The 23,875-nt window shown below is 48.8% G+C and carries 21 protein-coding genes and 1 pseudogene; 12 read left to right on the top strand and 10 right to left on the bottom strand.

The features are described 5' to 3' along the window. Positions 1-7 precede the first annotated feature (7 nt). The 5 genes and pseudogenes from AAC599_RS19120 (at position 8) to AAC599_RS19100 (ending at position 4,263) form a co-directional block, all read left to right on the top strand. A complete protein-coding gene (locus tag AAC599_RS19120; protein ID WP_340151995.1) occupies positions 8-1,111 on the top strand; it encodes a CaiB/BaiF CoA-transferase family protein in 1,104 nt (367 codons plus the stop codon). 228 nt (positions 1,112-1,339) lie between these two features. Continuing rightward, positions 1,340-2,419 (top strand): TRAP transporter substrate-binding protein DctP, encoded by a 1,080-nt coding sequence (gene dctP, locus AAC599_RS19115; protein ID WP_340151994.1) that lies wholly within the window; start codon positions 1,340-1,342, stop codon positions 2,417-2,419. Positions 2,420-2,801: 382 nt separating this feature from the next. After that, positions 2,802-3,532 (top strand): annotated as a pseudogene (locus AAC599_RS19110) (IS6 family transposase). A gap of 124 nt (positions 3,533-3,656) precedes the next feature. After that, on the top strand, positions 3,657-3,953 hold the full coding sequence (locus AAC599_RS19105) for a type II toxin-antitoxin system RelE/ParE family toxin (RefSeq protein WP_340151993.1): 297 nt from the start codon (positions 3,657-3,659) through the stop codon (positions 3,951-3,953). A gap of 1 nt (position 3,954) precedes the next feature. Continuing rightward, positions 3,955-4,263 (top strand): addiction module antidote protein, encoded by a 309-nt coding sequence (locus tag AAC599_RS19100; RefSeq protein ID WP_340151992.1) that lies wholly within the window; start codon positions 3,955-3,957, stop codon positions 4,261-4,263. 450 nt (positions 4,264-4,713) lie between these two features. On the opposite strand, the gene AAC599_RS19095 is transcribed toward AAC599_RS19100, so the two are convergent. The 7 genes from AAC599_RS19095 to AAC599_RS19065 all read right to left on the bottom strand — a co-directional run bounded on the left by AAC599_RS19095 (position 4,714) and on the right by AAC599_RS19065 (position 10,809). Next, a complete protein-coding gene (locus tag AAC599_RS19095) occupies positions 4,714-6,396 on the bottom strand; it encodes a recombinase family protein (RefSeq protein WP_340151991.1) in 1,683 nt (560 codons plus the stop codon). Between the two features lie 9 nt (positions 6,397-6,405). After that, on the bottom strand, positions 6,406-6,819 hold the full coding sequence (locus AAC599_RS19090; RefSeq protein WP_340151990.1) for a DUF2924 domain-containing protein: 414 nt from the start codon (positions 6,817-6,819) through the stop codon (positions 6,406-6,408). Between the two features lie 4 nt (positions 6,820-6,823). Continuing rightward, positions 6,824-7,168: a DUF3489 domain-containing protein gene (locus AAC599_RS19085; RefSeq protein ID WP_340151989.1), complete on the bottom strand. Its 345-nt coding sequence runs from the start codon at positions 7,166-7,168 to the stop codon at positions 6,824-6,826. A gap of 180 nt (positions 7,169-7,348) precedes the next feature. After that, a complete protein-coding gene (locus AAC599_RS19080) occupies positions 7,349-8,287 on the bottom strand; it encodes a hypothetical protein (protein WP_340151988.1) in 939 nt (312 codons plus the stop codon). A 318-nt stretch (positions 8,288-8,605) separates the two neighbouring features. Next, complete coding sequence (locus tag AAC599_RS19075) at positions 8,606-9,022, bottom strand: hypothetical protein (RefSeq protein ID WP_340151987.1); 417 nt, start codon at positions 9,020-9,022, stop codon at positions 8,606-8,608. A gap of 166 nt (positions 9,023-9,188) precedes the next feature. Beyond that, the gene (locus AAC599_RS19070; RefSeq protein ID WP_340151986.1) at positions 9,189-9,449 is read right to left on the bottom strand and encodes a DUF5681 domain-containing protein; all 261 of its coding nucleotides are present in this window, start codon (positions 9,447-9,449) and stop codon (positions 9,189-9,191) included. Beyond that, on the bottom strand, positions 9,427-10,809 hold the full coding sequence (locus AAC599_RS19065; protein WP_340151985.1) for a DNA methyltransferase: 1,383 nt from the start codon (positions 10,807-10,809) through the stop codon (positions 9,427-9,429). Before AAC599_RS19065 ends, AAC599_RS19070 begins: the two co-directional genes overlap by 23 nt. A gap of 692 nt (positions 10,810-11,501) precedes the next feature. Here AAC599_RS19065 and AAC599_RS19060 point away from each other — a divergent pair. Together AAC599_RS19060 and AAC599_RS19055 are read left to right on the top strand one after the other, a co-directional pair. Then, positions 11,502-11,870: a hypothetical protein gene (locus tag AAC599_RS19060; protein ID WP_340151984.1), complete on the top strand. Its 369-nt coding sequence runs from the start codon at positions 11,502-11,504 to the stop codon at positions 11,868-11,870. A gap of 28 nt (positions 11,871-11,898) precedes the next feature. Next, the gene (locus AAC599_RS19055) at positions 11,899-14,802 is read left to right on the top strand and encodes a DEAD/DEAH box helicase family protein (RefSeq protein ID WP_340151983.1); all 2,904 of its coding nucleotides are present in this window, start codon (positions 11,899-11,901) and stop codon (positions 14,800-14,802) included. A gap of 220 nt (positions 14,803-15,022) precedes the next feature. Here AAC599_RS19055 and AAC599_RS19050 read toward each other — a convergent pair whose 3' ends face one another. The 3 genes from AAC599_RS19050 to AAC599_RS19040 all read right to left on the bottom strand — a co-directional run bounded on the left by AAC599_RS19050 (position 15,023) and on the right by AAC599_RS19040 (position 17,533). Continuing rightward, positions 15,023-15,721, bottom strand: coding sequence for an IS6 family transposase (locus AAC599_RS19050; RefSeq protein ID WP_340151982.1), 699 nt, complete (start codon positions 15,719-15,721; stop codon positions 15,023-15,025). A 222-nt stretch (positions 15,722-15,943) separates the two neighbouring features. Next, positions 15,944-17,266 (bottom strand): MFS transporter, encoded by a 1,323-nt coding sequence (locus AAC599_RS19045; RefSeq protein ID WP_340151981.1) that lies wholly within the window; start codon positions 17,264-17,266, stop codon positions 15,944-15,946. A 6-nt stretch (positions 17,267-17,272) separates the two neighbouring features. Continuing rightward, entirely contained in the window at positions 17,273-17,533 is a 261-nt protein-coding gene (locus tag AAC599_RS19040) for a metal-sensing transcriptional repressor (protein WP_340152007.1), read from the bottom strand. Between the two features lie 498 nt (positions 17,534-18,031). Between AAC599_RS19040 and AAC599_RS19035 the strand changes: the two genes are divergently transcribed. The 5 genes from AAC599_RS19035 to AAC599_RS19015 all read left to right on the top strand — a co-directional run bounded on the left by AAC599_RS19035 (position 18,032) and on the right by AAC599_RS19015 (position 23,791). Next, on the top strand, positions 18,032-18,760 hold the full coding sequence (locus AAC599_RS19035) for a HupE/UreJ family protein (RefSeq protein ID WP_340151980.1): 729 nt from the start codon (positions 18,032-18,034) through the stop codon (positions 18,758-18,760). A gap of 24 nt (positions 18,761-18,784) precedes the next feature. Next, the gene (locus AAC599_RS19030; protein ID WP_340151979.1) at positions 18,785-19,411 is read left to right on the top strand and encodes a transmembrane anchor protein; all 627 of its coding nucleotides are present in this window, start codon (positions 18,785-18,787) and stop codon (positions 19,409-19,411) included. A 106-nt stretch (positions 19,412-19,517) separates the two neighbouring features. Next, positions 19,518-20,225, top strand: a complete 708-nt coding sequence (locus AAC599_RS19025; RefSeq protein ID WP_340151978.1) for an IS6 family transposase — start codon at positions 19,518-19,520, stop codon at positions 20,223-20,225. Positions 20,226-20,376: 151 nt separating this feature from the next. Further along, the gene (locus AAC599_RS19020) at positions 20,377-22,263 is read left to right on the top strand and encodes a sulfatase-like hydrolase/transferase (RefSeq protein ID WP_340151977.1); all 1,887 of its coding nucleotides are present in this window, start codon (positions 20,377-20,379) and stop codon (positions 22,261-22,263) included. Positions 22,264-23,005: 742 nt separating this feature from the next. Further along, a complete protein-coding gene (locus tag AAC599_RS19015; protein WP_340151976.1) occupies positions 23,006-23,791 on the top strand; it encodes a hypothetical protein in 786 nt (261 codons plus the stop codon). Positions 23,792-23,875 lie beyond the last annotated feature (84 nt).

The following is a 23,875-nucleotide window of genomic DNA, read 5'->3' as shown; positions in this document are numbered from 1 at the left end:
GAATATAATGGGCCCACTTAACGGATTAAAAATACTGGAAATGGAGGCTATCGGGCCCGTGCCTTTCGCGGCAATGCTGCTGGCCGATCTCGGTGCCAGTGTATTGCGTGTCGAGCGGCCCGGAGGTACTGACGTCGGACTGCCCCGGGAGCGCGATCTTGATCTGACATTACGCAACCGGAAAATCGTCACGCTAAATCTTAAAGATACGAGCGAATTCGAGAAAATATGGCCGCTGGTGGAAAGTGCCGATGTTTTGCTGGAAGGAGGCCGGCCCGGCGTCATGGAGCGGCTTGGTTTGGGACCGGATGAATGCCTCGCGCGCAATCCAGGACTTGTTTATGGTCGAATGACGGGATGGGGGCAGGACGGACCTCTCGCAAAAGCTGCTGGCCATGATATGAATTACATTGCCCTTGCAGGAGCATTATATGGAATTGGTCGGGCGGATCAGCCTCCGACACCTCCGCTCAATCTTGTCGGCGACTATGGCGGCGGTTCAATGTATCTGGTTTTCGGCATACTAAGCGCTCTTTATGAACGCAGCTCTTCAGGGAAGGGGCAAGTTGTTGATGCCGCCATTGTTGATGGCGCAGCATCTTTAATGACGGTGTTTGCAGGTATGTATAAGCAAGGTTTAATGACCTATGAGCGCGGTCGGAACGTTATTGATTCCGGTGCCCATTTTTACGACGTATATCAATGTAAGGACGGTGAATGGATTTCGCTTGGGCCGATCGAACCTAAATTCCAGAAACTCATGCTGGAGACATTAAAGATTAAATATGATGATTTGGACGCGACCTATGACCGGAAAAACTGGGCGAGTTTGAAGGCGCAGATCGCCGCCCGCATCGACGAGAAAACACAGGCAGAGTGGAACGAGATCCTGGAAGGCACCGATTGTTGTTACGCACCAGTACTGTCACTGGAAGATGCGGCTCAGCATCCGCATAACCGGTCTCGCGGTACATTTATTGACGTCGCGGGAGTTACACAACCCGCGCCAGCTCCGCGCTTCAGTCGTTCAAACCCTGACCCGATACGTCCGCCGGTCAAGCAGACTCCTGAAAAAGACGACGAAACTATCCGGAATTGGCTGAAAGGGTAGAGCGCATTTCATCATATCGTTGCAGATGCCAATAAACACAGGAATAGCAATTGCCCTAAAATATAAATACTAACTGTATAGTATGTATCTTGTAAAGACTGATGATTTAATGTAGATTGTTAGTTGCGATAGGGAAGAAAAGGGAGCCCTTTACCCAAAGACGAACAAAAAAGACGCTTTCGCAGCCAAGCGGAAGTCACTAGCAGAGAGAAAAAGAGAGGAAAACCAATGAAAAAACTGATTGCCGTGTCAATCATCACACTGACAGCATTACTCGGTACCGTCAGCGCATCAGCCGAAGAATTCACGCTGCGTGTATCGCAGCATCATTCTTCCAGCTCGGCCTTGGTCAATACGGTCACGAAGCCGTATGCCGAATTTATCGAGACGCAAAGCGGCGGGCGTATCAAGGTGGAAACCTTTCCGGATGGCGTTCTGCATGGTCCGCGGGATGGTTTCAAGGCCATTCTGACCGATATCACCGATGTCGCGCCAGCCTACCCGGTCTATGTGCCGAACAGCTTTCATTTGACGCATGGCCTCTATCTACCGGGTGCATTTTCAAGCATTTATACAGCTATTCGTGTTGCCCAGGAACTTTACCCAAAGTATCTGAAGGACGAGTACGAAGCCATGGGTGTGGAACTCGCTTTCATAGGTGGCAGCGCACCTTATGATCTTTTGACGACTAAAAGAGTAGAAAGTCTTGATGACCTGAAGGGGATGAAAATCCGCGGGGCTGGCTCACTCGTTAATCGTATGGTTGAGGGGTTTGGGGCAACACCTGTGACAATACAGGCACCCGAAATGTATACAGCTTTCCAGCAGGGTGTAATTGACGGCGTAATGGTGCCGGCAGAGAGCATTCTTACTTTTCGTGTTCAGGAAATCGCCAAATACTATGTGCCGCTTGCCCTTGGCCGCGCGGGCCTGCCTTTTGCCTTCAGCCGTAAATTTTACACTGGACTACCAGATGATCTTAAAAAAGTCATGGTGAAAGGCGTGAATTATGGCAGTCTTCTTTATGCTGATTTTGTGGAGAAGGGTACAAAAGCCGCAATGGACTCGCTGCGTGAAAATGGTGTTGTCTTTGTCAAATTGTCGGATGCAGATCGCAAAAAGCTTCGGAACGAAATGCAGCCTGTTTATAATGACTTCATTAAAAAACAAACTGATGCAGGCTATCCAGCGAAGGAATTTATTGCCGAAATGCAAAAGTTGTCGGATAAATATGGCGATATGACCCGCGAAGAATTTATCAAACTTATCGACGAACATCCTGTGAAAGGTCTTCTTCCGAGCATGTAAATTGATTGCATGTCTCTTCCATATTTTTCACGGGAAATTTAAACATCGTGGTTTCAAAATAAGATAGATAATTTTATGTTTTGCCACAAGTCTGTTTCCATTAGGGGAAGTTGAGCCTCCCATCACCTTCCCTTCGCGAGTCAATAAATAGAATCATTTGGATAGTTTATTGCCGCACACTAGTTCAGGAGTTGAGAACCAACATTGTTCTTGATTTCTGAACTTTTTTATGAGTTAGATGGCGCTGTCATGTCTGGATGGCGCTCCTATGGCAAGGTAAAAATGTGATGTTTTCCGGCAACTGGATGCGGTCATGTCTCCGGCCGGTACTGTCAGAAGAAAATGGCTTGATGGTCATTTGCTCCTCGACTAGCCTCCGAGCATGATAAAACAGAACCCCTTTCGATATTTCAAAACCTCGCCGGAAGTCATCCGCCTTGCGGTGATGATGTGCGTCAGGTTTCCGCTTTCACTTCGCAATGTTGAAGACCTTCTTCATGAACGGTTGAAGACCTTCTTCATGAACGCGGCATCGACATTTGCCATGAGACGGTGCGTTATTGGTGGAATCGCTTCGGTCCGTTGTTCGCAAGTGAAATACGTAAGAAACGTATTTATCCCTTCCAGAATCATTCCAACTGGCGATGGCACCTGGAAGAAGTATTTGTGAAGATCAATGGAGAAACTCATTATCTATGGCGAGCGGTCGATCACGAGGGCGAAGTATTGGAATGCTTTGTTTCCAAGCGCCGCGATCGCAAGGCAGCAATGGTTTTCCTTAAGAAGATAATGAAACGCTACGGTCAACCTCAAGTGATTGTAACGGACAGATTGCGTTCTTACCGTGCCGCGATGAAGGTAATTGGAAATAAAGCATCGCAAGAAACAGGTCGCTGGTTGAACAATCGCTGTGAAAATTCTCACCTCCCATTCCGGCGACGAGAATACGCAATGCTAAAGTTTAGACGCTTGCATAGTCTGCAGAAATTTGTCTCAATCCACGCATCAGTCCATAACCATTTCAACCTTGAGCGCCACCTAACAAGCCGAGAAACATTCAAGCTTCAACGAAATGCCGCACTGACCGAGTGGCGGCAACTTAGCGTGGCATAATAGGAGTGCTTAATTGGCAAATTACGTCAAACAGAGACGACATCGCATTCGTCTGACAGCACCATGACAATGCTTACTAGACAATTATTCTTGCGTTCTAGTAGTTTAAAAACTACATTAACTCATGATCGAGATAAAGCAGACAGCGACATTCCAGAAATGGGAACGCAAACTAAAAGACAAGCGAGCAAGAGCTTTGATTGCGGCTCGTATTTTTCGACTGGCAAACGGGTTGGCTGGTGATGTTTCTCCGGTGGGTCAGGGAGTTAGTGAATTACGTATTCATTATGGACCAGGCTATCGAGTGTATTTCAAACAGCGAGAGGAAGAGATTATTATCCTTTTGTGCGGCGGTAAAAAAAGTACCCAAAGCCGTGATATCGAGATAGCGAAACGATTTGCGAAAGAATGGAGTAAATAATATGGCTGAAGCCTTATATAGTTACGATCCGGCCGTAGCCCTGGATAGTCAGGAAGCTATTGAAGTGTTTATGGCGGATGCTTTTGAAACGGGTGACACGACTTACATTGCCAGGGCTCTAGGTGTGGTTGCACGGGCAAAGGGAATGAAACAGATTGCGGAAGAAACAGGACTTTCGCGGGAACAGCTTTATCGATCTTTCAGCGAGCAGGGAAATCCAACGTTGAAAACAACGCTGGCTGTCATGCAAGCGCTTGGTCTTGATATGACGACCAAGTTACATCATGTTGATTTGGGCACAGCCAAATAACTTTCTTGAAAAATCAAGGCTGTGTTACATCGCCTCGTTTACAACGATGATCAACAATATTGTTTCCCTGTTCTCAAATATAATTTCCCTGATCTTCAAATAACTTACCCTGTTATTTTTCTTAGGGAAAATGTATAAAAACGTAATAAAATTAGGGAGTTATGGCGTATCTAGCGCCTGAACAGGGCTAAAATCGCCAATAATCCCTGTTTTTTCCCTGTTTAACAGGGAAAATCGCTGAGACGGGTTCGCTCAAGACTACTTCCTCCACCACTCATTCAGGGGCGAACCTGAGACCAATCCAGGTTCGCCCCCGAACCCCGCAGTTCCGGGGCTTCGAGGTTATACTCTGATCTCAGAGACGCTTGGAGTGGCTCCATAAGACCGCTAATCCCCATTCGTCTCTACAGGCCACTTTCCGTGTCCAATCCATTGATATTACTGCTGGAGTCAGGCTGGATATCCGAGCTGTATTCGCTGAGCTTTCCAGTCAAATGCGAGGGAGCGTAGTCGTTGAAGCTGCCTGACCGTCAAGGTTTCCGGCTGACGGCCTGCCAATATGTCTTCAACGATTTTCGGCGACAAAAATGCCAGCGGAAGAACCCTGCTAATCTCGGTAACGAATACAGGTTCACGAGAAGCAATTTCCTGAACAGACTTTGCCTCTCCTGATGCTAGTTGATCAAACCAATGCCTGGCCTTGGCAATCAGACGACAGAGATCCGGATCAGGCTGATGGGTACTGGCATGACCGGCAATAACCAACTTTGCCTCTATACCTTTACGCTGCAGCTTCATCGCAATTTTGAGAGAAACGATAGTGCGATCTTCGTTTGGACCATCGAGCATTTTGATTTGCAGTAATTTGACCAAAGCCGCTCGGTTCACGTCAATTGAGATAGAATCTAATTGGAGTTCAACCCGATGGATGACCGCCTGTAATAGACCCTTCCGAGAAACGGTATCGTCGCTCATGATTTTTTCGGCCAGCGCGATGGCATGTTTGTTTATCAATTGCAAGTCAGGCAGGTTGTGGTCCTTGAGATGCAGGACATCAATTAATCTGCTCTGATTGCAAAGAAGTTCCCGAATGGGATTGAGGATAGCCTCTTCAAGCGTCGATGCGGGCAGACGCCATCCACCTGCTTCCGGTTCCGCATTCTGCGCCAACTGTTTCGAGATATAGTAGCGATAGCGCTTGCCGTCTTTGCTGGCCTGAGCTTGATAGAGCGGTTCTCCCGCTTCGTCAAAGACCAGCCCCGTCAGCAGAAACGGCGCCTTTACATTTGTCGGCGAAGACCGCTCTCGGCGGTTGCCACTCATCGTCTGCTGAACATGGTCCCAGGTCTCCTGATCGATGATAGCCTCATGCTGACCAGAGTAGGTCTCTCCTTTATGTGGGATCAATCCTATGTAAAGCGGATTGGAGAGCAGCCGATACAGGTTACCCCGCAAGAAGGGCTTGCCACCTGTAACAGATCCATCCTTTCGGATAATTTTCTTGGTAACAATGCCGAGGCGATCTGCCTCTGCTTTTAAAAGCCGCACTGTTCCGAGTTCGATATAGAGATCGAACAATAATCTTACTGTTGCGGCTTCCTCCTTATTGATCACCAGCTTGCGATCCTCAACATCGTAACCTAGCGGCAAATTGCCGCCCATCCACATGCCTTTCTTTTTGGAGGCCGCGATTTTGTCCCTAATTCTTTCCGCCGTGACCTCCCGTTCAAACTGGGCAAAGGAGAGAAGTACATTCAATGTCAGCCGACCCATGGAGGAGGTGGTATTGAATGCCTGCGTCACCGAGACAAAGGAGACGTTCTGTTGATCCAGCCTCTCAATGATTTTTGAGAAGTCAGCAAGTGACCGGGTGAGGCGATCGACCTTGTAGACGACGATGATATCTACCTCGTGCCGCTCAACAGCTGCCAGCAGTTTTGTAAGGGCAGGGCGATCCATGGTGCCGCCAGAGTAGCCCCCATCGTCATACTCTGTGGTTAAGTGTTTCCAGCCCTCATGGCGCTGGCTTTTGATATAGGCTTCACAGGCTTCCCGCTGGGCCTGCAGGGAGTTAAAATCCTGCTCCAGACCATCTTCGGTCGATTTACGGGTATAGATGGCGCAACGCTTCATATGGACATCCTACACCCCGAAGAACCGCGGGCCGGACCAGCGGGCGCCGGTAATGGTTCGGGCGATGGCCGATAACGACCTATAAGGTTTTCCCTGATAGACGAAGCCATTTTCCTCGATGTCGACCATATGGGTCTTTCCCCGCCATTCCCGTACCAGCCGACTGCCAACCCCAGGCTTGCGAGCGACTGGCGTTCCTGTATCGACTGTCGTCGTCCCAGGTGAAGCTGGTACATATCGCTTAAGCTGGCGCAGGGTCGATTTCTTAAGCCCACCGCCGTCCTTCGCCTGAAGATTGTAGTGACAGGCGTAGAGAAGAAGCCGGGTGCTTAGTCCTTTGGGTGGCGGTCCGCCATAAGCCTTGATCCATGCGTCGACAAGATCAGGTCGAGATGGTTGGGCGTTCGTAGTTACGTTTGCCATCGCCTCATCCCTCAACGGCTTTATATATCGTCTTTCCAGAAGGGGTTCGAGAATGATCAATTCGCACGCCCTGTTTGCGCAGCCCCGTCAGCGCAGCCCGGATACTGTGGGCCTGCCATCCTGTCGCCTTCTGCAGGTCCTGTATGCGAGCGCCCTTGGGACGCTTGAGAAGCTTCAGGATGATCTCCGGCTTTTTAGGTGGGGCCTTTATTGGCTTCTGTATTCGGGAAGAGGATGCCTGTTTATCGGCCGCTTTGGCAGACCTTGTCATTGCTTGTGAAGTTTCTTCGGTGTCGTCAGTGATTGCTTTGACTGTCTCTGCCTGTCGTTCTTTCTCTGCTACTGTCATATCGACCTCCGTGGGTTTTGCCCCGGCGGTGCGCCGGAGCTTGCACTGAGGCGAGCCCGGAAGAGGAGCCGGGCTGGCGAGGGTAGGCGTTCAGGCGCCCTTATATCGCCGCCACAGTACCGCTCTGTTGCCAGCGGAAGTCCAGTCCTTTCTGCCGCCGGAGAGCACTTGCCGGCTTCCTCACGCCGCTTTTGTAATCAGCCAGTCGACAAGCCCTGCCTTCAGTGCCTGATCGGCGAGCGCCGGAGCGTCCATCAGCAGGATGCCGCTGTCCCGGACATGAAGATCCTGCTTGCTGGAATGATAGACATAGAAGTATCTGTCTGCGGGCATCTCCCCGAACCGGTCTATGTAGTCATCGAGCTGGGCCTGGCTGGTGGCGGACTTGACCTGCACGATGGCGCGCTCTCCCGTCGTCGGCAGCAACAGCTCGAGATCAAGGGTCTTCTGGGTGCCGCCGAGCGAACTGATGCGCTGCCAGCCGCTTCGGCTGAACAGGAGCTCGGTAAAGAGCTCGAAGTCCTGCCAGGTGAGAAGTTTGATGACCTCCTCCGTTGTCGCCAGAAGCTGCCTGCGGGCCTCCTGCGCCGCCGTGATCTCGGGCAGGTCCTCATCCCGGAGCTTGCGCATCAGATAATCGAACTGATCTGGTTTCAGGGCGCAGACAGTGCCTTGATAAGCACTGATCTTTGTGAGATTGCCGCTGAGATCCCCGACTAGCAGCGGTGTTCCTCCGAAGGAGGCCCTGTGCCAGCCGGATACCGTCCGGCGGAAGCGGCTCCCTTGCGGGAACTCTTCCGGATCAGCGCCCAGATACTCGACTTCGGGGGCAAGCTCGGCCCACCAGAGCGATCCGCCGGAGAAGGTAATCCAGAGGACATCAGGGTCGGGATCGTAAAAGTCGAGGACCTGGTTGGCATGTCCGGTGGCGGTGCCGGCGGCAAGTCCCATATTGAGATATATCTTGCGGATGGCGTCCCTGTCGCCGGCCAGCGCCATCTCATGGGGAACGTCGTAATAGGCGAGGGGAGCAATACCCTCTTCCAGGCATTTCTGTTCCCATCCGCCGCGTTTTCCGAGCTTGATATAGCGTGCCTTCGTAAAAGTCTTCCGTGTCATTGCTTCGAACTCCTTTAAAAAACAAAAGGTCACCGGAGCGTTACCGCCCTGGTGACCGGGAGTTAAGAAGTTGCAACGAGACAACCGCGACGATCTTTAGCCGTGAAGCCTGGACATACATCGCCGCCTCCCGGCCATAGGGACCGAAAGGCGGCATCATTCCGGCTGATGCCAGCCGCTCGTTGCAGGGTTCTTAAGCCCCGGCAGGCAAATTGCTACCTGCGATCCGGACGTTAGCTTGCCTGCCCGCCGAGTTCAAGCGGATCAGACTGAACAGCGACCGGCTTTTGCCGAACGGGGCGAACTGTGGCAAAGATGTTAGCCATAGTACGGGTTGTCACGCTCATCATCGTCATAGACGCCCGGGGGCGGCTTGCGGGTCTTGTTTTTCTCTATTTGGTCCGCCGCCCATTCTTCCGGGGTCATATCTGCTGGGGCCAACAGAACGCCGACATCTTCGTCGATGGCGCCGGGGCGGTATCTTTCCATCACTTGTCCGAATTTCTTCATTGCCCGGGGGCGGGCGTCGTCCAGGGCCGCCTTGCGGAGATTGAGCAGGGTGATGTCCAGTAGCGTCCGCCGCTTTTTCCTGCCATCCTCCATCACGACATATTCCTGCAGCATGATATCCCGCAGCATCGTTTTAAGGTTTTTCGACCCCATTGGCCGTCCGCCCGGATTGACGCCGTCTTTCTGGGTTCTTCCTGAAGCCAGTATTGTATTTTTATCCGACATAATCTTTTCCTCCTGTCTGGTCGTTATTCGTCATCGATGATCTCTCCATATTGTTTCACATATTGTTCCGGAGTCATTCCCTTTGGGGCAACGATGACCCCGCCGCCATATTCCGGGGGCGGGGTATCAATAAGGCCATGATCTTCGCAAAGCTCGACAAGCCGGATCAGGGGGTGATTTCTCCCTTCATCATCTGCTGAACCATTCGCCAGACCATGGCTTCAAACGGATGTATCTTTCTGGCCTTGCCGTTAATTTTCATTGCTACCGGCTCATCAAGAAAGGCCGAGATATCGACCGGCCCGGTCTTTTTGCTCTTCGGCCGCCCCTTCGGATTGCCCGACTGTCCCTTCTTCCAGCGGGTTTCTTTGGGTGGGCGGCCATGCCCGACCTCATAGTCGCCATCAGGCGCGTGTCCGTCCGTCATGATGGCCTCCCGTCGTGATCGCGCCGTCCGGGGCCGGGGAAGAACTCTCGCCGGCCTCCTGCGCTCGGTCGGCAGCAATGTCGTCAAATGTCCGGCCCGTTGCTCCATGGACCGCAGACGCGCCGGTGACCTCGATGAGCCGCCTTGCGATGACATCGCAGTAACGGGGATCAAGCTCGATGCCATAACCGCGTCGTCCGGTCTTCTCTGCTGCGATCAGGGTGGTACCGCTGCCGGCAAAGGCATCCAACACAATGCCGTTCCGCTTCGAGCAGTCGAGAATGGCATCGGCGACCAGGGCAACGGGCTTCACTGTCGGATGGAGGGCAAGATCGCTATCCCGGGTTTTGCCAAAGCTGTTGATCCCGGCATAGGTCCAGAGATTGGTGCGGTTGCGCCCGTGTTTGCCGAGTTCGACATTGTTGATATGTTTGCCCGTCCCGGCCTTGAAGACAAAGACAAGCTCATGCTGCGAGCGGTAAAGCGATCCCATGCCGCCGTTGGTCTTGGCCCAGACGCAGATGTTCAGGAGGGAAGGGTAAGCCATCTTGCCGGCCGCGGTTATCTCGCCGACATGTCGCCAGTCCATGCAGATAAACTGGACCGCGCCATCCTGGCTAAATCGAGCGAGGTTCCGGAAGACGGTGCCGAGGAAAGCGGTAAAGCCCTCCTCGTCCATTTCTCCTGCTGCCATGGCGAATTCCCTGTGGCGGACCTTGCCGAGGCCGCAGACATGGCCGTCAACAGGGACATTATAGGGCGGGTCGGTAAAGACCAGCTGTGCCTTGTCGCCGTCCAGAAGACTAGCGTATACATTCTCATTAGTAGCATCGCCACAGATCAGCCGGTGCTTTCCGATCTGCCAGATATCCCCGATCTGTGTAACGGCCGGTCCGGTATCAGGCAGCGGGATGTCCTCTTCAGGAACATCCGGTGTTTCCTCATTGAGCTCGCCGATCAGGATGTCGATCTCGGGGGTCTCGAAGCCGGTGAGGGTAATATCGAAATTGAGATCGACCGACAGCAGTTCCTGCAGCTCGATGGCCAGGATTTCCCGGTCCCAGCCGGCAAGTTCCGCAAGGCGGTTGTCGGCGATGATATAGGCGCGGACCTGTTCTTCCGTCAGATCCGCAAGGCAGAGGGTCGGCACGCGCTCCATCTTAAGGAGCCGGGCTGCCTCGATGCGACCGTGACCGGCGATGACGCCGCCCGTCCTGTCCACGAGGACCGGGTTGGTAAAGCCGAAGGCCTCGATGCTGTCGGCAATCTGCCGGATCTGCTTTTCTGAATGGGTGCGGGCATTGCGCGCATATGGCGTGAGCGCATCAAGACGCTGCTGTATGAGGGTAATCTTTTCCATGGTGCTAAAGCTCCGTAATTACCGGAACCAGCCATAAAAAAAGCGCAGTCCCGGAAAGTTTCCGAAAACCACGCTCACACCATGGAAAGCTATGGACCCTTCAGGAGAATGCGCCGGACCATGCCCCGCTTTTCTCTCCACCGAAGAAGGGTCCCGGCAGGGCCATGCCTGACGTTTACCTTCTCCTAAGGCACATTAAACATAGGATAAACGCGCGGGGATTGCAAGGGGAAATATCGGCTAAGCCCCTGCGCAACAAATGACAACTCGGAATTATTGGTTCTTGCGAGAAGGTTTCATTAGAACAGGTTTTTACTTTCTACTTCTGAGCATACGATTTGTGGAATGACATTTTTGTTGAAGTAAACGAGCGCTCCTGAAGAGGGGTCGCGAATATACTACTTTCAGGGCTTTGCATGTAACTCTGGCTCATAACCTGAAGGTCGTCAGTTCAAATCTGACCCCCACAACCAAATCAAACCCATCTAACTCAACAGGTTAGGTGAGTTTTTGCGTTAACAGGCATCCCCGACAAATCATTAATGGAAGCAGACGGCATGATATCAGTAAACTAGTGGAAAGCGATTAATAGGTATGTCGCTCTCGCAAAGAAATAAAATGTAATATTGAATAACACTTACAGGTTGCTTTAGTATACTCTCCTAGTGGTTTTGCTTTAGATTGGAGAGTGTTTGACCTTGATTCCTATTTGGCGGGGCGAAATTAATTTACCGCCTAGCCCACTACAAATATGTCCTGTCGGGAAAAATAGAGTTTATCAGCGGGCGTTTCGCGGTGGTAGCTGCGAAGCGAAGGTGTTCGACTCGGATGTAAAGGGCTACGACCTTATCAAAACTTCTTTAAACCCTCCTTTTGACATTCTGTTGCTGCGAAGGAAAGGCACTCGCCGCACGAATACAGGATATTTAGTTTTATCCGCTCCCGAACTAGAAAATCATGTCAATTTAGGGCCTGAAATTGAATTAAAGTGGGAAGAATCTAAGTATTCTAGTCGAAAAATTTTCTACTCCCGGACAAATATTAGAAAGCTGGAAAGATAAATTTTTATTCCGAGAAGAAGATAATGAAATGGGGGCGAGAGGACTCAGGCCTCCACAAATTGGCGCTTTGCACTCAATTGCCGCACATTTTTCAGTCGGAAGAGTTTTTGAGCCGGCGACCATAGTGCTGCCGACTGGCACAGGTAAGACAGAAACCATGCTGTCATTACAGGTATACAAACGGCTCCGGAAAACACTCGTGATTGTGCCGAGTGACGCTTTGCGCACGCAGATAGTAAATAAGTTCGTTTCTTTGGGCGTACTTCCCGATGCCGGTGTTGTTCCTCATGAACTGATAGGTCCAGCAGTGGCCAAACTCACGACTGGAATCACTTCGGTAAAGGACGCAGAGGCAGTGATCGAAAAAGCAAATGTCATTGTTGCGTTGCCGAAAACACTAAGTGCTTCAGCTCCTGAAGCGCTTGAATATTTGGTGGAACAATGCTCCGATCTGATAGTCGATGAGGCACATCATATACCTGCGTCCCAGTGGTTGAGTGTGCGTGAGAAATTCACTGGCAAACGGATCACGCAATTCACTGCAACTCCCTTTCGCCGCGACAGTCGTCGGATTGACGGAAAGATTGTATTCAATTTCAAGCTGGGCGATGCTCAGGCTGCCGATTACTACCGGCCGATTAATCTCCGGACCATTGAGGAATTTGGGGATGAGGAGGCGCGCGATCGCAGTATTGCAGAAATGGCAATTGAAGCGCTTCGGAACGATCGGGACGTACTAGGGCGCGACCATATTCTAATGGCGCGGTGTAAATCACAGTCACGTGCGGAAGGTCTCTTCGAGCTCTATAAAGAACTCGCGCCGGACTTGTCGCCGCAACTTGTTTTTTCGGGGCCTGGGCGTAAGCGTCTGAACCGGGAAGCATTGGAGAGATTGACGAACCGCAGGGCAGGCAGTGCACACATTGTTGTTTGCGTAGATATGTTGGGCGAAGGGTTCGACTTGCCGAACCTCAAAGTAGCAGCGCTTCACGACGCTCACAAATCGCTAGCAATCACGCTGCAGTTTATTGGCCGCTTCACGCGAAAAGGAAATTGGGAACAGATTGGTGAAGCTACGGTGATTGCGAACATCGCTGACCCCGAAATCGAGGGCAAGCTTGAAATGCTGTACTCAGAAGGAGCAGATTGGGATGGTTTAATCAAGCGGCTTAGTGAAGAGCGAATCGAAGAAGAGTTGCAGCTTCAGCACGTGGTTCACAACTTGCGCGAACGCGGAAACCTTCATGCGCACCTGTCACTCTGGAATCTTCGGCCCTCGCTTTCTACGCAAATATTCAAAACGCGATGCACGGACTGGCGACCGCAAAATTACACAAGCGTCCTGTCAGGCGACGCGGAGAGTTGGTATGCGATCAGTGACGATGATGCTGTACTAGTAGCCGCCGTACATCGCAACACACGTGTGCGATGGGGCAAGTACCAAAATCTGCTAGACTCCCAGTACGACCTGATTGTCGCAAGATGGGACAAAGAAAATGCAGCACTATTCCTCTATTCGAGTGATTACGATGGGCTGAAAAGCACTTTGCTCGCGAAAGCGATTACGGACGAAGAGACTTCACTTCTGCAAGGCTCCGTCATCTTTAACATTTTGAACAATGTCGAATTGCCGCTGGTAAAAAACCTCGGGTCATCCCGCATCGGCGCGATTAGTTTTACATCATATTTCGGGCCAAACGTCACAGAAGGCCTTGCCAGCATAGAGCGTGCCGAATCCGCCCTTAACAATATAGCCTGTGTCGGCTACGAGAACGGTGAACGAGTTCTCTGGGGTGGTACGCAGAAACGCGGCAAAGTTTGGCAGCAAGCAGCTGGTACGGTTGCGCAATGGATTGGTTGGACTAAGCATACATGGGCCAAAGTTTCGACGGAAGATGAGATTAGCCCCAACATCACAAGCGATTTCCTACGGCCAATTAAGTTGATTGAACATTATGATGTGCATCCTATAAGTGTGCAATGGGGCGAGCAAGCGCAAGCCGGATTTAGCGATAGACAATTTATTGTATTCGGCGCGGCAGAGGAGGTTCCGCTTTACCTTGTTGAGCTTGAAATCGCTGCCATTGAAGACGACGGCGCCATCAAATTTCGGCTATCGAGTGACGCAACGTCATCTGAATATCGCTTCCGTATTGATCGCGCGGTGGAAGCCGGATACCGATACGAAAAAGTATCAGGCCCCGACACCTTCTTCAGTAAAAGAAACGGTCCGAAGATGGACGTGATCGAGTATTTCGTTAGCGATCCTATAATCGTACGGTACGCCGACGGAACCAACTCCTACAACTGCTACCACATCCCGGTGCCGCTCGATGCTGGAGAGTTTCCACGCGAACGCCTCGAAATGTGGGAATGGGACGATATCCCGCTTAACCAGGAATCCATCGGCAAAATGGGGAACGCAGACACGATTCAGTATCGCAGTTTTATGAATATCGCGGATGAATACGAATTGGTCTTTAACGACGATGGAAAAGGCGAAGCGGGCGACCTCGTCTGCCTGAAGGATGTCGATGAAGGGACAATCAAGTTGTGCCTCGTTCATTGCAAGGGCGCGCTCGGAGCTCGAGTGTCAAACGATATTGGGAATTTCTATACAGTATGCGGCCAAGCACAGAAAAGCATCACGGTCAAACATCTTGGAATTGGGCGACTGTATCATGACCTTAAGCGACGCCATGAGATATGGGACAGGGAAGGTTATTCGCGATTCCTGAAAGGCGATATGAAGGTGCTTTCTTATTTCAAAGAAAAGGCGAGGCGGTCCAAAATAAAGTTTGAAGTCGTGATTGTGCAGCCTGGAGTATCAAGGGTTAATGCAAGCGCCGACATTCTCAAATTGCTTGGAACAACTGAGCTTTTCTTGAAGACTACTACTCAGGGCGATTTCAGAGTGGTAGTATCTAAGTAAGATAATTGCAGTTAAAAAGAGAATTTCTCACAAGAATAGGCAGATCCATCAGAAGCTGAAATAACGGTCCTATTCACGAATAGAAAATGTGCCTAAAAATGGCGGGGAGGATAAATTAAGTTCTTTTGAAAGGGCTTTTGAAAAAAATACGTTGCGGCCCTTCGCCGGGCATTGTCAGAGTAAAATGATCAAACACTAAAATGAAGCGCGGCGTAATTTTTCAAGCAGCGAATTGACGCCAGTCTGTAAGAGCGGCTTCTCGATTAAGTTTGAATCGTAGTCGGCTTGTGAGGTGGCGTTCCAAGTTAAAATGATTGTGAACTGAAGAATGGATTGAGACGAATTTCTGCAATGATTTTGTTGCTCTAAATTTGATCATCGCCCGTTCTCGTCGTCGGAAGGGTTGGTGTGAATTCTCAGCCCGATTATTCAACCACCGGCCGGTTTCCTGGCGATCTGCATTGCCTATTTCTTTCATTGCAGCGCGATAGGAGCGAAGCTTATCCGTCACAATAATTTTCGGATTGCCATATCGCTTCATGGCTTTCTTCAGAAACTTCAGAGCAACACTACGGTTACGTCGCTTTGTGACAAAAGCTTCAAGAACCTCTCCTTCATGATCGACCGCTCTCCAAAGGTAATGCATTTCACCGTTGATCCAGACAAATACTTCATCTAGGTGCCATTGCCACTGTGCCGAATGGCGCTGAGTTACAGCTCTTTTCTTTCTGATTTCTGCTGCAAATAAAGGCCCAAAACGGTTCCACCAAGCCCGGACTGTATCGTAGCTTACGTCGATCCCACGCTCATGAAGAATATCTTCGACCTGACGCAACGAAAGTGGATATCGAACATACATCATGACGGCCAAGCGAATAATTTCAGGCGACGTTTTGAAATAACGGAATGGATTTTTCATTTAGAAAATGTAAATCCAGCATCGTCACGGCCCAAGCCATTTTCCTCTGACAATGCCTCCCGCAGTGTTAAACCGTCGGATTATGGTGTCGCCGTATAAATTATATGAGAGACATGCCGTAAAGTACCCTCTGGATTCTATGTTTTAATCGCTCCCGATGTTTTAGGATGGGAAATTAATCCATCCTATTCTTAATAGTTCAACAGATTGTACTTTGTGAGCCTAAAGATGTGTGGTCCAGCGATAGTGAATATCATCAACAACGAAAGGATGCGAATGACGCCTTTTGTTGCCTAAATGAGGGTGATCCAACGGCAGATTGTGATGTGTATGCTCAAGAATCTCAGGATCATCTCTCGGCCATAGGCGAAAGGCCATTCCAAGACCAATCGCGGCAATAACCGCCAGTATCACAAGTGTAACTGTGGTCCCAGCCTCTGCCATCAACCATCCAGCCGTCGGATAAGCAATCAGCCAACATCCGTGCGACAGCGCAAATTGCGCCGCAAAGACAGCAGGGCGATCTTCTGCATGTGCTGAACGTCGCAACAGGCGTCCGGTAGGCGTCAATACGGCTGAGTAGCCTAAACCGACAAGAAACCACGCAACCAGCAGGACCGGCCAGCTCAACCCTGTCAAAATGACAATAGCGGCCAATGCTATCAATACACTGATCATGACAAATCCACCGCCTGTCATAACGGGCCGGTCCGGAATTCTCTCCAGTAAATAGGGTAGCAAAAGAGCGGCGAGCATTGATCCAGCACCGAACGCGAACAGAGTCCAAGCAAGCGCACTATCGGGCATATCAAGCGAACCACGGACCATAACCACAGAGTTCACGAGTACCATGGAGCCCGCCGCAGCAGCCGCAAGATTCAACCCCAACAATCCCCGTAAACGTGGCGTCGCCAGATAGATACGAATTCCTCGCGTTGTGCGATCATAGATGCCGCGTGACTGAGACGGTTTTGGACTAGGCAGCAAAATCGATAGGATAAGAAGCCCGGACGCAACAAACCCAGCTGCGGTACCAATAAAAAGAGAATTGTAACTCATGATCGACAAGCAGAGAGCCGCAAGCGTTGGGCTGACAATATTTTCCAAATCATATGCCAGTCTTGAGAGTGACAGCGCCTTCGTGTAGCGGTCTTCTTCGGGTAATATGTCCGGAATGGTTGCCTGAAAGATGGGAGTAAAGGCTGCGGAGGCCGATTGCAGCAGAAAAATCAGGACGAAGATTTGCCAAACTTCAGTAACGAAAGGAAGGCAGAGAGCGGTGGCGACGCGTATCACATCCAGCGCCACCAATATAGTGCGACGGTTTATTCTTTCCGCCAAGCCAGCCGCCAGCGGGGCTATCCCGACGTAGGCAACCATCTTAATTGCGAAGGCCGTTCCTAAGACTAAGCTCGCGTTATCACCAGCCAAGTCATACGCCAACAACCCCAGAGCTACTGTTGCGAGTCCCGTCCCAATCAGCGCCACTACTTGCGCACCAAACAAATGGCGATATGTTCTATCCGCTAAAATTTCCACCATCATCAAAAATCACAGGTATTTAGCAATTGCCTTAAGCTCTGCACGGTCAGTATCCGAGCCTTCCACGTCAAGACAATGATCCATGTGATCGTGGATAAGGACGCGCTTTGCATTGGTAATTGCCTTCTCCACTGCTTGTAATTGTTGTGCGACATCGAGACAGGGTTTACCGGCTTCGATCATTTCTATTACTGCGCGCAGGTGGCCGTCGGCCCTTCTTAATCGAACAATCAGCGCTTCATGGCTTGCATGTATGTGGTGTTTTGACATATACATACAGTATCCTCCCCCCTAGGATGAGGCAAGATAGTAATTGTGTAGTGGCGAACGAGTGATCGACAAGCAAGTAAGGCCCCATATTTCCTTTGTCGAAAGGATGCGACGTATATGTGTCGCACTTTTGTGCCTGACAATTGCGATTTGGTGCGTTTCGCCTCCACCTTTACATCAGCCTGTTACGATGGAATCTTTACTGCAACAGGCAGAAATGATAGCGGACCACGGTCATACACATGGTCCGGAAGAGAATCTTTATCATGTTTTGCATGGCCACAGCCATGATGTGGCTGAACATGATCATAGTATTGCTATAATGCCTTCCCTTGATATGGCTCGGTTAACCGTAAACCCTGTCGCGCTTGTACGTCTCGAATTCCCACCCGAAAATCCATGGCATGTATTCCGGATTGAACGACCTCCAAGGGCGTGATGATTGCCGCGTATAGCGCGGGTAACACAAATTCATCTATACAATTCGGAGATTATTTAATGATCAAGCTCAACACAGGTTGGGGTGGATTGTCTGTACACCGGGCAATTTTCTTCCCCTGCCTTGTTCTAACTATTCTGTCATTGAGCACAGTTCACGCAATGGCTCATAACGTTACAGAAGGTGACGCCGGTTATATTCAGGAGATTTGGGGAGTGAACCTCATCCCCTTTATGTATCTCGGTGCCAAACACATGGTGACAGGTTATGACCATATCCTGTTTTTATTTGGCGTCGTGTTTTTCCTGTATCGCCTCAAACATGTCGCCATCTATGTAAGTCTTTTCGCTTTGGGCCATTCCACGACCATGTTGGCGGGAGTTTACTTCGGATGGAATGTGAACGCCTATATCATTGATGCGATAATCGGCCTTTCAGTGGTGTACAAAGCTCTTGATAACTTGGGGGCATTCCAACGTTGGTTTGGATTTCAACCTGATACCAAAGCGGCAACCCTCATCTTCGGCTTCTTCCACGGTCTGGGTTTGGCCACCAAGATTCTCGATTACAACATCTCATCTGAGGGCCTTTTACCCAATTTGATCGCCTTTAATGTGGGCGTTGAACTCGGGCAGTTACTTGCGCTCTGCGCAATTCTGATTGCCATGGGTTATTGGCGTCGAACCGTCGGGTTCTGGCGGAATGCCTATACCGCAAATGTGGTCATGATGTCCGCAGGCTTTGTTCTGATGGGATACCAGATTACCGGATTTTTTGTTTCCGCCTAATATAGCGGAATAATGGAGATACAAATGCATAATTCTCAAAAACCTGATGTAAACGAACTACCAAGCTCCAAGCAGCTTCTTAAATCCACGATAATCGCCTTTTTGGCAGCCATCGTTATCCTTGTTACAGTCGTATTGCCCGCAGAATACGGTATCGATCCGACAAGGGTTGGCCGTCTTCTCGGACTTGCGGAGATGGGCGAAATAAAGTCCCAGCTTGCGGAAGAGGCTGAACAGGATAGATCAACAAACAGCGGAACCGATGAACAATCGAGTGTGTTTGACAGCATTTTCAACCTGATTATAGGTACTGCTCATGCCCAACAAGCAAAAGACGCGTGGAAAGATGAAATCACCTTTTCTCTTGAGCCCGGCCAAGGCATTGAATGGAAGCTTGTCATGGAGAAAGGTGCTGTTGCTGAATACCAATGGACCGCTGAAAATGGACGGGTAAATTTTGACCTTCACGGTGATGGCGGCGGTCAATCGATTAACTATGAAAAAGGAAGAGGAAAGACCGGGGCAGAAGGTGAAATCGTTGCCGCCTTTAAAGGCAATCATGGCTGGTTCTGGCGCAATCGAGACAGTCAGGACGTAACCATAAAATTGCGATTGCGTGGTGACTACAGCGAGTTAAAACAGACATATTAAAAATAGTTAGCGCCTGCGGGATACCGCAGGCGTTCTATTGGTAAATGAAGGCACCGTCAGAAGAAAATTGCTTGATGGTCATTTTCTCGTCAACTAGCCTCCAAGCATGACAAAACAGAACCCGTTTCGCTATTTCAAAACCTCGCCGGAAGTCATCCGCCTTGCGGTGATGATGTATGTCCGATTTCCGCTTTCTCTACGAAATGTCGAAGACCTTCTTCATGAGCGCGGCATCGATATTTGCCACGAAACCGTTCGCTATTGGTGGAACAGATTTGGTCCAATGTTCTCCGGTGAAATCCGTAAGAAACGGATCCGTCCGTCTCAAAATTATTCAAACTGGAAATGGCATATTGATGAGGTCTTTGTCAAAATCAATGGCGAAACACATTACCTGTGGCGTACCGTCGACCACGAAGGAGAAGTTCTGGAAGCCTTTGTTTCTAAACGGCGCGATCGTAAGGCAGCAATGGTTTTTCTTAAGAAAATAATGAAACGGTATGGGAAACCTCGTATCATTGTCACAGATAGATTACGTTCGTACCGTGCCGCGATGAAGACAATTGGAAATGCTGAGGTTCAGGAAATTGGACGTTGGTTGAACAATCGCTGTGAAAACTCCCACCTACCATTTCGACGAAGAGAGCAGGCGATGCTGAAATTCAGGCATCTCCGAGGTTTGCAGAAATTCGTTTCAATTCACTCATCAGTCCACAACCACTTCAATCATCAACGCCGCCTAACCAACCGAGAAACATTCAAGCTTCAAAGAAACGCCGCACTGGTCGAGTGGCAGCAACTTAGTGCGGCATAATAGCGGCACGTTTGTGCCAATTTACGCCAAACAGAGACGAGGCCGCATTCGTCTGACAGCACCTTACGAAACTGTATAATTTCAGAATAGTAGATGCAAATAAGAGGACGTAAATCTCACGGTATAAAATTTACTGTCAGTGAGAAAACTAATGTCCTTATTGTATTTTATGAAGCGGCTAGCGCCGAGCTTTGCGCTGTTCATGATTGTTCAGTTAAGTGTACGTATTATTTTCACGGCATGGATGTTTCATGCCTTGGAACCTTACGATATCCTGAAATCACTCTCGGTAGGGATAGTCTTCGATCTTGCAACCTACTCATTGTTTATTTTGCCATATATTTTCTACCTGCTGTTACTTCCTGCAAGTTGGCATAATACGAAGTTTGATCGGATCGCCACCCATAGTGCATTTGTTATTTTTTCAAGCCTAGTTATTTTTGATGTCGCTTCCGAATATGCGTTTTGGCAGGAGTTTTCGGTCCGATATAATTTTATTGCAGTGGATTACCTGGTCTATGCGAGGGAAGTACTCGGTAATATTTGGGAATCTTATCCGGTAGTCCCAATTTTTATGGGAATAATTATCATCGTTGGTGGCGTGTATGCTGTTATGCGGAAAAAATTGATTCCGAGTACTTTAGACTCAGTTAGCATTACATCTAGAATCGCGTTCGCTGGAGGATTTATTCTACTCACAATTATTGGATATCAAGCATTATCTCTCAGAGATAAGGCCATTTCCGAAAATAACTACACGAATGAGATAACGGCGAACGGAATTTATAGCTTGTTTTCCGCGTTTAAAAACAATGAACTTTCATACCAAGATTTTTACATCACTTACGAAGATATTGAGAAACGACCGTTGCCGCTGATTGGAGTGATGGACGTTCGCTCAGATAAGCCTCGGCAGTTTAAAAATGTCGTTTTTATAATGATGGAATCTATGAGTGCAGAGTTTATGGGACGCTATGGTGCCAAAGGAAATTTTACGCCCAATCTGGATGTGCTTGCAAAAAGCTCCCTTAATTTTAGCAATCTATACGCAACCGGTACAAGAACGGTTCGTGGCCTTGAAGCACTAACATTATCTATTCCACCTTCTCCAGGCCGATCAATTGTTAAGCGTCCTAATAACGAAAACCTTTTTTCATTGGGATATATATTCAAAGATCGTGGTTACAGAACTAAGTTTATTTATGGGGGTTATGGATACTTCGATAATATGAATTACTTTTACGAGAATAATGGTTTTGAAATTGTCGATCGCACGGATCTTTCTGATGAAGAAGTGACCTTTTCCAATGCTTGGGGAGTTGCCGATGAGGATCTATTCAAAAAAACAATAAAAGAAGCGCAAAGAGATTACGGAAAGGGTAAACCATTCATGTATATGGTTATGACAACGTCTAACCATCGACCGTATACCTTCCCAAAAAATACTGCCAATATTCCTGTTGAGGGAGGTGGTAGAATGGCCGGCGTCAGATATGCAGATTATGCGATTGGCCGTTTTCTTGAAGACGCAAAGAATGAATCTTGGTTCAACGATACGATTTTTGTTATCGTTGCAGATCATACCGCCGGGGCTGCGGGGAAAACCTCATTACCGCCAAGCCGATACCATATTCCAGCTATGCTCTACGCACCTGGGTTAATTAAGCCTCAGGAGATTAACAAACTTGCCAGCCAAATTGATCTGCCCGTTACGCTCCTCTCAGTTCTAGGGTTTGACTATAAAAGTAGATTTGTTGGTCGAGATATAATGAAAAATGCGTTTGTCGAGCGAGCCTTTATTGCAACTTTTCAAAAGCTGGGCATCTATCAAAATGGCACGGTTACATTTGTCGAACCAGTCAAAGCCTATGGTCTGGAAAATGAACTGGGCACATTGGAGGATAAACAAAAAGTGGCTTCGGAGGCACTACTATCAGTCGTGACAAATTACGAGAGAGCATCACTTTGGAAAACAAATCACAGAAAACTCTCATCGACATTGGCAGAACGCGCTCAGGCGACAAGTGATATCCGATAAATTTATGTTTAATCAAGAGCAGAGGAAGTAACCTTTGGGCCGCGTAAAAAATAAGGGTGTAAAGCGCCTCATTGCAGCCTTGGAAAATTCCACGGATGGTTTCCGATTTGCCTTAAAAAGCGAGGAAGCGTTTCGGCAGGAAGTATTAATAGCCATATTGCTAGTCCCGGTCGCCTTATTCTCAGGTAAGCATCCTCTGGATATAGCGCTGTTACTATCTGGCTTGTTTGCGGTTTTGATAACTGAGTTGCTGAATACCGCCATAGAATGCGCAATAAACCGAATTTCCGAAGACTATCACGACTTATCCAAGGCAAGTAAAGACGTTGCGAGCGCTGCTGTTCTGCTATCATTATGTTATTGTTTAATAGTATGGATTTTGATTTTTTTCTTTTAATCTAAATAGAAAATTTTGAAAATACTGCGCTTGTGGAAATGTCTTATTACTTGCTTAATATTTCAAATTTATCAGCTGAATACTGCGTAAAGGGTGATATGAAAATAATTCTGTATGTGCCTATTTGTTTTCTGAAAAATGAAATACGTGAAAAATCGGAACCTTACGTATTTGTATATTTAGCGAAATATTTGCGTGATTTTTTAGTATTAGACATGAGTATTGACTCCATGAGAGTTTGTAAGGCTACGGGCCACAAGTGACTGTATTTTCATAGTAGACTCAAAATACCGCAACACCGATTGACAGTGCGAATTTCGCATGGGTCAATATTGGAGAATTATAATGACCTCATCCGCACTAGACTCGGCTACCCCAGAATATAACCGCGTACCGCAAGTTACAGTCGAATTCTGGCTGATCAAACTAATGGCTGTCACTGTCGGTGAAACGGCAGCAGATTTCCTTAATCAGAACTTGGGGTTGGGGCTTTCCACAACCTCATGGATTATGAGTGGCCTTTTAATCGCGGCGTTAATTCTGCAGTTTTCCCAGAAAAGATATGTCCCCTCGATATACTGGCTGGCTGTTGTATTGATAAGCGTTGTTGGAACTTTGGTCACCGATAATTTAGTTGATAATCTTGGCTTTAGCCTGCAATCAACTACAATCGCTTTTTCAATAGCGTTAGCAGCAACATTCTCCGTCTGGTTTGCTTCAGAAAGAACGCTTTCAATACATACTATTTTTACGGCCAAGCGCGAGGCTTTCTATTGGCTTGCAATCCTTTTTACTTTTGCGCTTGGAACTGCTGCGGGAGACCTGGCTGCTGAGGGGTTAGGGCTTGGTTATCTTACAGCGGGTTTGATGTACGGAGCCATAATTGCCGTCATTACTGCTGTATATTATATCCTTAGGATGAATGGCATTCTTGCCTTTTGGTTAGCCTATATTCTTACCAGACCGATGGGTGCTTCATTCGGTGATTTATTGTCACAGGCAAAAGCGAACGGCGGGCTCGGATTTGGTACGGTAGTGACTAGTGCCCTGTTTCTAACGGCTATAGTAGTTATCATTGGGTATATGACATTGACCCATAAGGGATTGGAAAAAGTTGGGGGCAGAAGCTAGAATAGCCCAAAAACTTGGGAAGCTGGTTAGCTTTCTTTATAAAAAAGGTGGCTTCGAGTGCTACGATACATAGGTATCTCTCAA

This window comes from uncultured Sneathiella sp. (assembly GCF_963976355.1).
Taxonomy (GTDB): Bacteria; Pseudomonadota; Alphaproteobacteria; order Sneathiellales; family Sneathiellaceae; genus Sneathiella.
The sequence above is the reverse complement of the archived record's forward strand: the minus strand, read 5'-3'. Positions and strand labels throughout refer to the sequence as shown.

Excerpts from the sequence above, each read along its gene's own strand:
- AAC599_RS19085 (WP_340151989.1), bottom strand. The coding sequence starts at position 7,168 with ATGACAGTAGCAGAGAAAGAACGACAGGCAGAGACAGTCAAAGCAATC.
- AAC599_RS19095 (WP_340151991.1), bottom strand. The coding sequence starts at position 6,396 with ATGAAGCGTTGCGCCATCTATACCCGTAAATCGACCGAAGATGGTCTG.
- AAC599_RS19075 (WP_340151987.1), bottom strand. The coding sequence starts at position 9,022 with ATGTCGGATAAAAATACAATACTGGCTTCAGGAAGAACCCAGAAAGAC.
- AAC599_RS19055 (WP_340151983.1), top strand. The coding sequence starts at position 11,899 with ATGGGGGCGAGAGGACTCAGGCCTCCACAAATTGGCGCTTTGCACTCA.
- AAC599_RS19105 (WP_340151993.1), top strand. The coding sequence starts at position 3,657 with ATGATCGAGATAAAGCAGACAGCGACATTCCAGAAATGGGAACGCAAA.
- AAC599_RS19100 (WP_340151992.1), top strand. The coding sequence starts at position 3,955 with ATGGCTGAAGCCTTATATAGTTACGATCCGGCCGTAGCCCTGGATAGT.
- AAC599_RS19120 (WP_340151995.1), top strand. The coding sequence starts at position 8 with ATGGGCCCACTTAACGGATTAAAAATACTGGAAATGGAGGCTATCGGG.
- AAC599_RS19025 (WP_340151978.1), top strand. The coding sequence starts at position 19,518 with ATGACAAAACAGAACCCGTTTCGCTATTTCAAAACCTCGCCGGAAGTC.
- AAC599_RS19040 (WP_340152007.1), bottom strand. The coding sequence starts at position 17,533 with ATGTCAAAACACCACATACATGCAAGCCATGAAGCGCTGATTGTTCGA.
- AAC599_RS19015 (WP_340151976.1), top strand. The coding sequence starts at position 23,006 with ATGACCTCATCCGCACTAGACTCGGCTACCCCAGAATATAACCGCGTA.
- AAC599_RS19050 (WP_340151982.1), bottom strand. The coding sequence starts at position 15,721 with ATGAAAAATCCATTCCGTTATTTCAAAACGTCGCCTGAAATTATTCGC.
- AAC599_RS19070 (WP_340151986.1), bottom strand. The coding sequence starts at position 9,449 with ATGACGGACGGACACGCGCCTGATGGCGACTATGAGGTCGGGCATGGC.
- AAC599_RS19030 (WP_340151979.1), top strand. The coding sequence starts at position 18,785 with ATGCATAATTCTCAAAAACCTGATGTAAACGAACTACCAAGCTCCAAG.
- AAC599_RS19080 (WP_340151988.1), bottom strand. The coding sequence starts at position 8,287 with ATGACACGGAAGACTTTTACGAAGGCACGCTATATCAAGCTCGGAAAA.
- AAC599_RS19045 (WP_340151981.1), bottom strand. The coding sequence starts at position 17,266 with ATGATGGTGGAAATTTTAGCGGATAGAACATATCGCCATTTGTTTGGT.
- AAC599_RS19090 (WP_340151990.1), bottom strand. The coding sequence starts at position 6,819 with ATGGCAAACGTAACTACGAACGCCCAACCATCTCGACCTGATCTTGTC.
- dctP (WP_340151994.1), top strand. The coding sequence starts at position 1,340 with ATGAAAAAACTGATTGCCGTGTCAATCATCACACTGACAGCATTACTC.
- AAC599_RS19020 (WP_340151977.1), top strand. The coding sequence starts at position 20,377 with ATGTCCTTATTGTATTTTATGAAGCGGCTAGCGCCGAGCTTTGCGCTG.
- AAC599_RS19035 (WP_340151980.1), top strand. The coding sequence starts at position 18,032 with ATGATCAAGCTCAACACAGGTTGGGGTGGATTGTCTGTACACCGGGCA.
- AAC599_RS19065 (WP_340151985.1), bottom strand. The coding sequence starts at position 10,809 with ATGGAAAAGATTACCCTCATACAGCAGCGTCTTGATGCGCTCACGCCA.